Origin of the sequence: Sphingomonas sp. LC-1 (genome assembly GCF_025371035.1) — a bacterium.
GTDB lineage: Bacteria > Pseudomonadota > Alphaproteobacteria > Sphingomonadales > Sphingomonadaceae > Sphingomonas > Sphingomonas sanguinis_E.
On sequence record NZ_JANZXB010000008.1, the window covers coordinates 119,134 to 131,243 of the forward strand.

Here is a 12,110-nt window from a genome sequence, read left to right on the forward strand (position 1 = left end):
ATCAGAAGAGTTGACCGCGGATCATCGCGAGATGATCGGCGATGGGACCAAGGGCGAGGCTCGGCAGGAAGGTCAGGCCGCCCAGCACCAGCACGATGCCGACGAGCAGACCGATCCACAGCACACCCGTGGTCGGGAAGGACCCGGCCGAGGCGGGGACATGCTTCTTCGCGGCGAGGCTCCCGGCAATGGCGAGCATCGGCACGATGATGAAGAAGCGGCCCACCCACATGGCGACGCCCAGCAGACCGTCATACCAGGGGGTCGAAGCGGTCAGGCCGGCAAAGGCCGAGCCGTTGTTCGCAACCGCACTGGTGAAGGCATAGAGGATCTCGCCGAAACCATGCGGCCCCTTGTTGAGCGGCCCCGCCAGACCCTGTTGCGTGACACACGACAGCGCGGTCAGCCCCAGGATGAACAGCGGCAGGACGGCGATGGCGAGGACGGCGAGCTTGACCTCGCGGCTCTCGATCTTTTTGCCGACATATTCGGGCGTGCGGCCGACCATCAGCCCGGCGACGAACACCGCCAGGATGGCGAACAGCAGGAAGCCATAAATGCCTGCCCCGACGCCGCCGATGACGACCTCGCCCAGCTGCATGTTGAACAGCGGGATCATGCCGCCAAGGGCCGTAAAGCTGTCATGCATCGCATTGACCGCGCCGCACGATGCCGCTGTGGTGACGGCCGCGAACAAGGCCGAGGCGGCGACGCCGAAGCGGACCTCCTTGCCCTCCATATTGCTCCCTGCGACGCCCAGCTGGTGCAGCACGGGATTGGCGGCCGCTTCCGCCCAATAGGCCACGGTCGCGCCGCCCAGGAACAGCAGGATCATCGCGGCCAGGATCGCCCAGCCCTGCCGCGTGTTGCCGACCGCCTTGCCGAAGCACCAGGTCAGGCCGAAGCCGATGACGAAGATCGACAGCATCTGGATGAAGTTGGTGAGCGCGGTGGGGTTCTCGAACGGATGCGCGCTGTTGGCGTTGAAGAAGCCGCCACCATTGGTGCCGAGCATCTTGATCGCTTCCTGGCTTGCCACCGGGCCGACCAGGATCGACTGGCGCACGCCTTCCAGCGTGTCGATATTGACGACGCCCGCCATGGTCTGCGGCACGCCGCTGGCGATCAGGAAGACCGCATAGACGATGCTGACCGGCAGCAGCAGATAGAGCGTGATGCGCGTGACATCGGCCCAGAAATTGCCGAGATTCTTCGTCTCGCGCCCCGCGAAACCCCGGAACAGCGCAAAGGCCAGCGCGATGCCGGTCGCCGCCGACAGGAAATTGTGGATGGTCAGGCCGAGCATCTGGGACAGGTTCGACATGGTCGCCTCACCCGCATAGCTTTGCCAGTTGGTGTTGGTGGTGAAGCTGATCGCGGTGTTGAACGCCAGATGCGGGGTCAGCCCGGCCAGCCCCTGCGGATTGCCCGGCAGGTAGAATTGCAGGCGCAGCACGGCATAGGTGAAGACCATCAACGCGACGTTGAAGATCAGCATGTGCAGCGCATAGCGGCGCCAGCCCTGCTGAGCCTCCGGGTCGATGCCCGACAGCGCGTAGAAGCCGCGCTCGACGGGGCCGAGCACGGTGTGGAGCGGCGTGCGCCGCCCTTCATAAAGCGCGAACAGCCACGCGCCGACCGGCTTGGTCAGCGCGAGCAGGATCGCGACGAAGCCCAGGATCAGGGCCCATCCTTGAAGCGTCATGATGCCGCCTCCTTCAGAAGCGTTCGGGGCGGATCAGCACCGCCACCAGATAGACGAGAAGGCCAAGCGCGGTCAGCGCCGCCAGCCAGAGGTCGAGGGTCATGGCTCCGCCCTCCTCACGCGTGGTCGCACAGGCGGGCATAAGCGAGCGTCGCCGCCACCAGCCCGGCCATGACCAGCAACCAGATCAGATCGTCCATAGTGCGGCTCCTCAGAAGGCAGCGGTGAGGGTGGCGAGGAAGGTGCTGCCCGCGATATTGCCGGTGCCGTCCTGCCCCTTGCTGAAGCTCGGCCGCAGATAGGCGGCCTTGCGGTCGGAAATGTCGGTGTCGACCCAGGCCAGACCCAGCGTCAGGTTGCGCCACGTCGTGTCCGCGCCCAGCGACCAGTCCCAGTAATCTCCGGTCGGCGTCGGGGCGGTGGCGTTGGGGCCGAGGCCGTTCATGCCCCAGCTATGGCCGATATGCGCCTTGGCGGTGATCGGCGTGCCATGGAGCGCCGCCGCGCCGTCGCCCCAGAGATACAGATTGTCGCTCTTGGCGCCCGGATGGTCATAGACGCCCGCCGCCGCGCTGGCGCCGTTGTTATACCATTTGCCGATCGCCTGCTGCTTGGGCGCATAGGCGACACCGGCGGTCAGCGAGACCGGGCCGGTCGTGCCCGACAGCTTGGCGAAGGGCTCGGCATAGTCCGTCTTGTTTGCGCCGCCCGGATACATGTACCAGGTCAGCCCGACATCCAGCGTGCCGTTTGCGGTGATCCTGGTCTTGTACCCGCCGATCAAGTCCAGCTCCATGTTCGCGCCGCCGAAGGTTCCCCACCCCGCCAGGTTCGACGCCCAGGCGCCTACATAGGCACCGCTCTCATGGGTCGCCGTGATACCGGCCTGCACCGCCATATGTTCATCCGACTGCGAGATGCCGCGCAGGCGATAGTCGGAGACGATCGCGGCCGAACCGCTGACCGTCACGGGCGGCGGCGCAGTCTCGGCGGTCTGCGCCGAGACGGTGGCGGGAAGCAGGAACAGCGCCGTGACGGCGCTCAAGGTGATGGTCTTCATATGTGCCCCTATGGACAGGCCGCCGCATCGCGGGCGACCTCCAGGGGCAGGCAATTAGGCCGGGCCCGCGTAGCAATTCGAGGGCGATCCCCCGGTTTCGCATATAGACGGCATATAGTCGGGCCTAACATTCCTTCCCTGCAAGGGAAGGTGGCGCGCGCAGCGCGTCGGAGGGGAGTGGCAGGTCGAACCCGCCCGGCGGGTTCGAGGATTGCCGGGGGCAATCCGACCTGCCACTCGCTATCGAGAGGCCGACACCCCTCCGTCAGGGCTTCGCCCTGCCACCTCCCCTTGCAGGGGAGGAATGGATAGCGTCACGGAAACGTCAACGATTTTCGCCATGACGGGACATGGTCACATTCTCCCGCCGCTCACTCCTTTCCGCCGGTGCCGCCTTCGCCGGAGCCAGCGCCCTGCCCCCGGCGATCGCCCGCGCCGCCGCCATCGCGCCCGACCGGCGGACGGGGACAATCCGCGATGTTGAGCATGTCGTCATCCTGATGCAGGAAAATCGGGGCTTCGATCATTATTTCGGCACGATGCGCGGGGTGCGCGGCTTTGGCGACCGTTTCCCCATTCCGCTCACCCCCGCCATGCCCGGCGAAGTGCCGCGCAACGTGTGGCAGCAGATGGACCGCACCGCGCCAGGCGGCCCGCGCCTGGTCTCCCCGTTCCATCTCGATACGGACAAGCAGTTCGCGCTGATGCGGATGCAGGGCACGCCGCACACATGGCCGGATGCACAGGCCGCCTGGGACGAGGGCCGGATGTCACACTGGCCCGAGGCCAAGAAGCAACGCGCCATGGGCCATTATGCCCGCGCCGACCTGCCCTTCCAGTTCGCGCTGGCCGAGGCCTTCACCCTCTGCGACGCCTATCATTGCGCGATCCAGACCGGGACGAACACCAACCGCCTGTTCCTCTGGACCGGCACCAACGATCCGCTGGGCAAGGCGGGTGGCCCGGCCATCGGCAATTCGCATGACAGTTTCGCCGAGGATGGCGGCGCGGCCGATCCCTATCGCTGGACGACCACGGTCGAGCGGATGCAGGCGGCAGGCATCGACTGGCGAATCTATCAGGACATGGCGGACAATTTCACCGACAACCCGCTGGTCGGTTTCGCCGCCTTTCGCGAGGCGCATCATGGCAAGGGCGATCCCGCGTTGAAGGACCGGGCGCTGACCACGCGCGGGCTCGACGCACTGAAGGCCGATGCGCTCGCCGGGCGCTTGCCGCAAGTCTCCTACGTCATTGCGACGGCGGCGGGGTCCGAGCATCCCAACCCCTCCAGTCCGGCGCAGGGGGCGGCCTATACGGCGGAACTGCTCGACGCGCTGACCGCCGATCCAAAGGTCTGGGCGCGGACCGCCTTGTTCGTGATGTTCGACGAGAATGACGGCTTTTTCGATCATGTCCCCCCGCCCGCCCCGCCGTCGCGCATGGCCGATGGAACGATGCTCGGCGGATCGACCGTCGAACTGACCGGCGAATATCATGACGTGCCCTCGACCGGCGATGCGAACATCGACACGCCCGCCTATCGCGGCCGTCCCTATGGCCTGGGCCCGCGCGTGCCGATGTATGTCGTCTCGCCGTGGAGCCGGGGCGGTTGGGTCAATTCGCAAGTCTTCGACCACACCAGCGTCATCCGCTTTCTGGAGGCGCGCTTCGGTTTTCACGAACCCAATATCTCGCCCTGGCGGCGCGCGATATGTGGCGACCTGACCAGCGCGTTCGACTTCGCGGCCACCGATGCGGCGACGCCCGAACTGCCCGATCCGCGTGGGCGCGCGATCCGCGCCGCCGCGATCAAGGGACAGGTCAGCCCGCAGGCTCCGGCGACCATCGGCGCGCCTCATCAGGAGCCGGGTATCCGCCGGGCCCGCGCCCTGCCCTATCGCTTGAACGTCATCCAGCTTGCCGATCCTGCGGGCATCCGCCTGCGCTTCCAGGCCGAGGGAGCCGGCGCGGTGTTCCATGTCTATGATCGGCACGCCCTGGATCGGCCACCGCGCCGCTATACGCTCGCGGCTGGGACGAGCATTGAGCATGTCTGGTCCACCGATCCCGCCGCCGGACATGACCTGTGGGTGCTGGGCCCGAACGGGTTCCACCGCCACTTTGCGGGCCGCAATCCCGCTTCGATCGTCCAAACCGGGGTCGACGACAAAGGCCTGACACTGACCGTTCCACCAGACTTGACCGATATGGCAATCGTCCGCGTCGAGCCCGGCCAGGCCACCGCCGTCGCAACGCCGCTCAAGCCCGGCCGCCATCGCTGGTCACTGCATGCGGCACTGGGTTGGTACGACGTGACGCTGACCCGAGCGAGCGATCCGCAGTACCGCCTGTGCCTGGCGGGACGGCACGACCGGCCGGGCCGCGCGACCGTCAGCGACCCGTTCCGCGCCTGACGCCATTTCCCCTTCCCCACTCGCCGGAGCAGCGATAGGGTAGCCTTCAAACAAATCAATTTCGTTATTCGAGGGGATGAATATGCGGGGCAATGCGTGCGCCAAGGCGCTGGGCGGTCGGTGGCGCTGGGCCTGGGCCGCGTCGGCGCTACTGGCGGGCGTCGCGCCCCTCGCACTGGCCGCCGACCCGCTGGCGACCGTCGAGCGCAACGGCGCGCTCGTCTCGGTCGAGCCCTACGGCCCCGGCATCGTCCGCGTCACCATCGCCACCGATCGCGCCGAAGCGGAGGCCAAGCCGGGCTATGGCCTGATCGCGAAGAGCGATACCGGCGGCTGGTCGCACCGAAGCGATACGAGCGGCGACATTTTCGCCTCGCCCGGCATGACCGTGACGGTTGCTGCCCAGCCCTGGCCCAAGCCGCCCAGCCAGATGGAGCGCTATTTCGCGCCCTCGCTCCCGCCCGTCTCGATCAGCTTCGCCGGACCCGACGGCAAGCTGCTGACCCGGATGACCGGGTGGGAAATGGCGCCCCACACCGTCTCGGGCGAGAAGACCTTCCGCGCCGGCGCCAGCTTCGCCGATACCCCCGACACCCATTATTACGGCCTCGGTCAATATCAGGACGGCGCTCTCAACCTGCGCGGACGGACCATCGACTGCCGTCACGATTATGACCGCCCCGGCGGGGAGTCGGTCTGCGTGCCCTTCATGGTGACGGACAAGGGTTATGCGATCCTGTGGGACAATCCTTCCGCGACCACCGTCTCGCCCGGCCTGCTGAACGCGACCAAATTCGCCTCCAATGTGGGCGAGCGCGTGTCCTTCTTCGTCATCGCGGGCAAGACGACCGACGAACTTTACGCGGGCTATGCCAAACTGACCGGCGCGACGCCGCTGCCACCCAAGGCCGCCTTCGGGCTCATCCAGAGCAAAGCCCGCTATGAGACGCAAGGCCAGTTGACCGAGATCGCCGATGGTTACCGCAAGCGCGGCCTGCCACTCGACGTCATGGTGCTCGACTGGTTCTACTGGACGCGGATGGGACAACTCGACATCGACCGCACCGCCTTTCCCGACCCGGCGGGGATGAACGCGCATCTCAAATCGATGGGGATGCACAGCATCATCAGCATCTGGCCGCGCTTCGAGCGCGAGAGCCGCTGGTTCGACACGCTGGCGGCCAAGGGCTGGCTGATGAAGGACAAGGACGGCAATCCGGTCGACGGCCTGCCGATCCGCTCCGACCGCGCGGGCGCGCTGATCGACAGCACCAACCCGGAGGCGCGGGCGTGGTTCTGGGGCAAGATCCGCGACAACATCTTTTCCCAAGGCTTCGACTATGCCTGGCTGGACGAGACCGAACCCGATCTGGTGCCGGAAGGGCATTTCTATGCCATCGGGTCGGGCGACCGCTATCGCAACGTCTATCCGCTGCTCCACACGTCCAGCGTCGCGGATGGATCGGCGCGCGACCGTCCGGACATGCGCAACATGATCCTGTGCCGCGCTGCCTATCTGGGGACGCAGGCCAATGGCTGCCTGTTCTGGTCGTCGGACGTGCAGTCCAATTGGGAAGCGCTGAAGCGTCAGGTGCCCGCAGGCCTCGGCATGACGGCAAGCGGCATCGCATACTGGTCGAGCGATACGGGCGGCTGGCAATGGCCGAACGGGCCGGAGGCGCAACGCCCGGTGCTGGTGGACCCGTCGGGGGCGACCGCGATGGCACCGTCGTACCGCGACTATCCGGAGCTGTTCGTCCGCTGGTTTCAGTATAACGCCTTCACGCCTACACTGCGCATCCATGGTCAGCGGCCGGGCACCGCGCTGTGGGACTATGGCACCGCTGCCGAGCCCATTCTCGCGAACATCCTGCGGCTGCGTTACGCGCTGATGCCCTATCTCTATGCGCTGGGGCGGCAGACCAGCCAGACCGGCGCGCCCTTCATGCGCGCGCTCTTCATGGACTTCCCCAATGATCCGGCGGTCAAGGATCTGGGCGACGAATATATGTTCGGCCCCGCTTTCCTCGTCGCACCCGTCACCGAACAGGGCCAGACATCGCGCCGGGTGTACCTGCCCGCCGGGGCCGACTGGTACGACTGGTGGACCGACAAGCGCTACACGGGTGGCCAGTGGATCGACGCCGCCGCGCCCATCGATCATATCCCCTTATTCGTGCGCGCCGGGTCGATCGTACCGATGGGGGTGCAGGTACCCAGCACCGCCACCGCGCAAGGGCTGGAGAGCATCCGCGTCTATCCGGGCCGCGACGCCAGCTTCACGCTGTATGACGATGACGGCACCACCAACGCCTATCGCAAGACGGGCGGACGCAGCGCGACGCTGCGGTGGGACGACAAGGCCCGCCGCCTGACCGCCAGCGGTCGCCTGCCGACCGGTCAATCGGTCGAACCGCTCGTCAAAATCGTCGGCCAGTAAGATCAGGCCCGGCTCCCCAAGGGGGCCGGGCCATTTTTAACCCAAGGAATACAATCGTTTTTGTGGACGGACCGGACAAACCGGCCGAAAGAGGAGGAGAAGGATCATGATCGGATTTATGGCCCTGCTGATCGCGGCCCTGCCGGCGGGAGCGGCCGTCCAGGCAGCCCCCAGCGCGGCGGCCCAGCCCAGCATCTTCGACAAGGCGGTGAACGCACCCGGCATCGGCTGGGCCCCTTACGGCCCCAACCAGACTGCCAAGCAGGTCCCCGCATCCGACGTTCCCGGCGGCAATGCCGTGCAGATTAAAGTGACCAAGGCGGGCGCCAATCCCTGGGACAGCGGCGTGACCTATCCGACGATCAAGCCGATCGCGGCGGGCGATACGCTGATGACCATGGTCTTCCTGCGTGCGCCGGATGCGGCCGAGGGACAGACGGTGACGATCCCCGTCGCCATGGGCGGCGCAGAGCCTCCCTATCCGACGATCACCAGCGAACCGCTTCAGGTCGGATCGACGTGGAAACGCTATTTCGTGACCGGCGTCGCGGCCCAGGCCTTTGCAGCGGGCAAGGCCAATATCTCGGTCCAGCTCGCTGGAGCCAAGCAGGTGATCGAGGTCGGCCCGGCCTTCCTGATCGACCTGGGGCCGAACTTCGACCGGTCGAAGCTGCCGCGTAACTGAGCCGGTGGTCGGGGCGGTACGTGATTGCCCCGGCCGGCCCTACTCCAAACAGCCGTTCGCACTGAGCGAAGTCGAAGTGCACGCCCCGGACGCGCCTCTTGGCGGAGGGCGCTCCTTGGCCTTCGACTTCGCTCGGGTAGAACGGCGGGTAGGGATCTTGCTGACATAGAAAACCGCCCGCCTCCGAAGTGGAAGCGGGCGGTGTTTTGTTCGTCATCCCGGCCGGACCCCGAAGGGCCCGGCCCTTACCGCGGATCAGAAGGTGCCGCGAAGCGCGAACGAGAAGCGGCGGTCGTTGACGATGTACGAGCGCGGCGCGGTCGCGGTCGAACCGCTGATATAGGCCTGCTGGGTCTTGATGACCTGATTGGCCAGGTTCACGCCCTGCACGCCGATCTTCAGATACTTGTTGATGTTGATGAACGCCGACGCGTCGAGCTGACCGCCCGCATCCTGATAGATGGAGGTGTAGGGGAAGATCACGTCCGCCGGGGTCAGCAGATACTTCGAGCGCCAGTTATACGCCGCACGCAGCGAGACCGGACCCTTTTCGTAGAAGAGTGCGGCGTTCACCGTGTGCTTCGACAGGCCCTCAAGCGGCAGGTTGCCCGGCTTGATGTTCGAGTTGTTGGCCGGTGCACCGCCGTTCAGGAACGAGTTGGGCAGGCCCGAGCTGTCGATATAGGTATAGCTGCCGCTGGCGCCGAAACCGCTGAGCAGCCCCGGCAGGAAGTCGAAGGTCTGCTGATAGGCAACCTCGGCACCCTTGATCTTGCCGGCGCCCTCATAATTGGACGGACCACGCACCAGCACAGACTGGGTGATGCCGTTGCTGGTGATGTCGCGGGTCGTGACCGACTGGTAGAAGAAGTTCTTCACCGACTTGTAGAAGACGTCGACCGACAGCTGGCCCACGCGGGCGAAATACCATTCGACGGTCGCGTCGAACTGCCACGCGGTCGCGGGCTTCAGGTATGGATTGCCTGCGGTCGCCGTGATCTGACCACTGGTCGAATCGAAGCCCAGTTGCAGGAAGTTGCGGATGTTCGCGAAGTCCGGACGGGTCATGACCTTCGACGCCGCCAGACGCAGCACCACGTCGCGCCCGATGCCGAACTTCAGGTTCGCGCTGGGCAGGAAGTAGTGATACTGGCTCCGCGCCGTATCGGGCAGGGTCACGCCGGTCGAGAAGGCCTGGATGTTGTTATAGGCGGCCTCGCCCAGCTGACAGATGCCGGCCGGACGGCCCGTGACGGTGGTACCGTCGGGACGGGTCGTGGTGACGATGGCGCAACGGGTGGCGAACGCATCGGTCGTACCGGTCTGATCCCGCGTCGGCGCGCCGATCGAGCCCGACGACGTCACGTCGGTCAGCACATAGCGGACGCCGATATTGCCGCTCATCCGAACATCGCCGAACAAATTGCCCGGAGTGGCGAAGTTCAGCTGCGCATAGGCGTTCTTGTCCTGCTGGTTCACGAGCTGGATTTCGGACGGCAGATACGGCGTGCCCGCGACGACGCCCGCACGCTGGGCCAGCGGCGACCACGTCGTGGCGGTCGAACCATTGGCCGTCTTCCACAGATTGCCGATCGACTGGAAATAGGCGGCGGCCTGCTGATAATTCTCCGTCATGTTGCCGGTGTAGTAATAGGCCGACGGCGAGCCGTTGGTCGCACCACGGAAGAAATTGGGGAAGGTGTAGAGCTCGGTCTGGCCGGGCTGTTGCGCGAACGACACCGGGTTGGTACCCGACCACACTTCCGACAGCGCACCCCAATTATAGGTGGTGTAGCGCACTTCCGACGCACGATCGGCGTAGCGCGCGCCGAACTTGGCATGGGTGAAGAAGCTGCCGTCGTCGAACTTATAGTCGACATCGGCCTTGAACGCATATTCGCGGCCGGTGCTCTCCTCCAGATGGTCCATCGCCGCGCGCCAGAACTGGACGTTCCGGTTGGCGAAGTAATCAGCATCGCTCTGCTGGTTCAGCGTCGGGTTCGGCGTCGCCCAGCTTGCCTGCAGCGTGGAGGGCTTGTGCGGAATCACGACCGGCAGGTTGCCCGACAGGTCGAGTTCCGAGTCCGCGAAGGTCGAACCGAACACGCGCAGGTCGGTGCTGGTCTTCTTGGCGCGGGTATAGTCGCCGTCCAGGTTGACCGACCAATGGTCGTTCAACTCGGTCTTCAGGTTCAGGCCGAAGTCGGTGACGGTGTTCTCGTCACGGGTCATGCCGCGCGCCAGCGACTGCTGCGTACCGCCGGTCGGGACCCAGCAGGTCGCATTGCCACTGCACGATGCGCGATAACCGTTGCCCGGCGCCGTGATATAGCCCGACTGGAACAGGCCATTGGCGTCATAAACATAATTTTTGGTCGTGCCGGTGGGGCACTGCGCGATCGTCGAGTTGGCGGGCCCCAGATTGTTCTGAAGACAGCCGACCGGATAGGTGTTGTATTCGGCCAGATCGGGCGCGGTCTCGAACGTCCGCTCCGACGTGTTGTTGATCGTGTGGGTGCGCAGGAACTGAGCGGTCAGGACCGTCCGCTCGTCCCGGCTCTGCCACTGACCGGCCAGTGCGATGCCGTCACGCTTGCGATCGAATTCCTGGGTCGCAAACTGGCCGCCGATCGGGGCGTAGCGCAGCGAAGCCGGGTCGAGATAGCCGTCCGCGCCCGCGGTGCTGGCCGCGCCGCATGCGAAACCGGTCGTGCCGCCGACGGGCAGCGTGGTCTGGTCGACCGTGCCGGGCAGCGGGTTGCGACAGTTCTGCGCCGTGGTCGAGTTGGCCGCCAGCGCCAGCGTGTTGTCGCGGGTCTGGATGTTGGTGATGCGGATGCTGTCCGCGCGGCTGCGGACGCGCGAATAGGAGATATTGCCGAGCAGGCCGAGGCGGCCGATGCCCGTATCCCAGGTGTTGCTGACCAGCAGCGAGCCGGTCGGCGACCACTTCTTCTTGAAGTCGCCATAATTGCCCTCGGCGGTGAAGCCCAGGTGGAAGCCCTTGTTGTCGAAGGGCTTGCGCGTATTCAGATTGACCGTACCGGCAAGGCCGCCCTCGATCAGTTCGGCGGTGGCGTTCTTGTACACCTCGACCGAGCCGAGCAGTTCGGCGGGGACGTCGGAGAAGTTGATCGCCTGGCCGCCGATACCGGCCGAGAAGGTGTCGCGGCCGTTGAACTCGGAACGGACGAAGGTCAAGCCGCGCACCGCGACGCCCGAGCCTTCGACCGAGAAGTGGTCGGGGTCGTTGGCGGCGGCGAAGCGGCTGATCGACACGCCGGGAACGCGCTGGAGCGCCTCTGTCACCGAGCGGTCGGGCAGCGCGCCGATGTCGCTGGCGGTGATCGCGTCGACGACGGTGTCGGAGTTGCGCTTGATCGACTGCGCATTGGCCAGGCTCTGGCGGATGCCGGTGACGACGACTTCCTTTTCGTCGACGACATCGTCGCCTGCGGGCGGCTGTGCGCCGGCGGCCTCGGCGCTCGCGCTGGTGCGCGGCGTGGTCGAACCGGCGGTACCCTGGCCCGCAACCGCACCGGTCGGCGAGGTCGAGCTTTGGTCCGAATCGGCCGTCGTTTGCGGATCGGCGGTCTGCGCCATGGCGGGCATGCTCAACCCGGCGACGCACAAGGCACCGGCGGAAGCGCCGATGAGAAGCCGATGGAAACGATTGGCATTGAAGGGCGCAACGTTGCGCATCATGGTCATCCCCCCCTTTGTACGCGCCACCTTGGCGTCGTTATTTAGGTCGAAATCACGCTCATCGACGCGATCCTTGGACTCGTGATTGCGCTACCAGC

Annotated in this window: 7 protein-coding genes; 3 read left to right on the forward strand and 4 right to left on the reverse strand. The window is 65.9% G+C overall.

Features of this window, described 5'->3' with window-relative positions; all coding sequences use genetic code 11:
• Window position 1: 1 nt before the first annotated feature.
• From kdpA to NZL82_RS12700, 3 genes are all read right to left on the reverse strand, one after another.
• Window positions 2–1,705 (reverse strand): potassium-transporting ATPase subunit KdpA, encoded by a 1,704-nt coding sequence (gene kdpA / locus NZL82_RS12690; RefSeq protein ID WP_261270119.1) that lies wholly within the window; start codon window positions 1,703–1,705, stop codon window positions 2–4.
• 13 nt (window positions 1,706–1,718) lie between these two features.
• Complete coding sequence (gene kdpF / locus NZL82_RS12695) at window positions 1,719–1,808, reverse strand: K(+)-transporting ATPase subunit F (RefSeq protein ID WP_037531783.1); 90 nt, start codon at window positions 1,806–1,808, stop codon at window positions 1,719–1,721.
• A 108-nt stretch (window positions 1,809–1,916) separates the two neighbouring features.
• Entirely contained in the window at window positions 1,917–2,765 is an 849-nt protein-coding gene (locus NZL82_RS12700) for a TorF family putative porin (protein ID WP_261270120.1), read from the reverse strand.
• A 350-nt stretch (window positions 2,766–3,115) separates the two neighbouring features.
• Here NZL82_RS12700 and NZL82_RS12705 point away from each other — a divergent pair, with 350 nt between their 5' ends.
• The 3 genes from NZL82_RS12705 (at window position 3,116) to NZL82_RS12715 (ending at window position 8,307) form a co-directional block, all read left to right on the forward strand.
• Entirely contained in the window at window positions 3,116–5,182 is a 2,067-nt protein-coding gene (locus tag NZL82_RS12705; protein ID WP_261270121.1) for a phosphocholine-specific phospholipase C, read from the forward strand.
• 82 nt (window positions 5,183–5,264) lie between these two features.
• On the forward strand, window positions 5,265–7,622 hold the full coding sequence (locus NZL82_RS12710) for a TIM-barrel domain-containing protein (protein WP_261270122.1): 2,358 nt from the start codon (window positions 5,265–5,267) through the stop codon (window positions 7,620–7,622).
• Between the two features lie 106 nt (window positions 7,623–7,728).
• Window positions 7,729–8,307: a hypothetical protein gene (locus NZL82_RS12715; RefSeq protein WP_261270123.1), complete on the forward strand. Its 579-nt coding sequence runs from the start codon at window positions 7,729–7,731 to the stop codon at window positions 8,305–8,307.
• A 255-nt stretch (window positions 8,308–8,562) separates the two neighbouring features.
• On the opposite strand, the gene NZL82_RS12720 is transcribed toward NZL82_RS12715, so the two are convergent.
• The gene (locus NZL82_RS12720; RefSeq protein WP_314732889.1) at window positions 8,563–12,012 is read right to left on the reverse strand and encodes a TonB-dependent receptor; all 3,450 of its coding nucleotides are present in this window, start codon (window positions 12,010–12,012) and stop codon (window positions 8,563–8,565) included.
• Between the last annotated feature and the right edge of the window lie 98 nt (window positions 12,013–12,110).

Excerpts from the sequence above, each read along its gene's own strand:
- NZL82_RS12700 (WP_261270120.1), bottom strand. The coding sequence starts at position 2,765 with ATGAAGACCATCACCTTGAGCGCCGTCACGGCGCTGTTCCTGCTTCCC.
- NZL82_RS12705 (WP_261270121.1), top strand. The coding sequence starts at position 3,116 with ATGGTCACATTCTCCCGCCGCTCACTCCTTTCCGCCGGTGCCGCCTTC.
- kdpF (WP_037531783.1), bottom strand. The coding sequence starts at position 1,808 with ATGACCCTCGACCTCTGGCTGGCGGCGCTGACCGCGCTTGGCCTTCTC.
- kdpA (WP_261270119.1), bottom strand. The coding sequence starts at position 1,705 with ATGACGCTTCAAGGATGGGCCCTGATCCTGGGCTTCGTCGCGATCCTG.
- NZL82_RS12715 (WP_261270123.1), top strand. The coding sequence starts at position 7,729 with ATGATCGGATTTATGGCCCTGCTGATCGCGGCCCTGCCGGCGGGAGCG.
- NZL82_RS12720 (WP_314732889.1), bottom strand. The coding sequence starts at position 12,012 with ATGATGCGCAACGTTGCGCCCTTCAATGCCAATCGTTTCCATCGGCTT.
- NZL82_RS12710 (WP_261270122.1), top strand. The coding sequence starts at position 5,265 with ATGCGGGGCAATGCGTGCGCCAAGGCGCTGGGCGGTCGGTGGCGCTGG.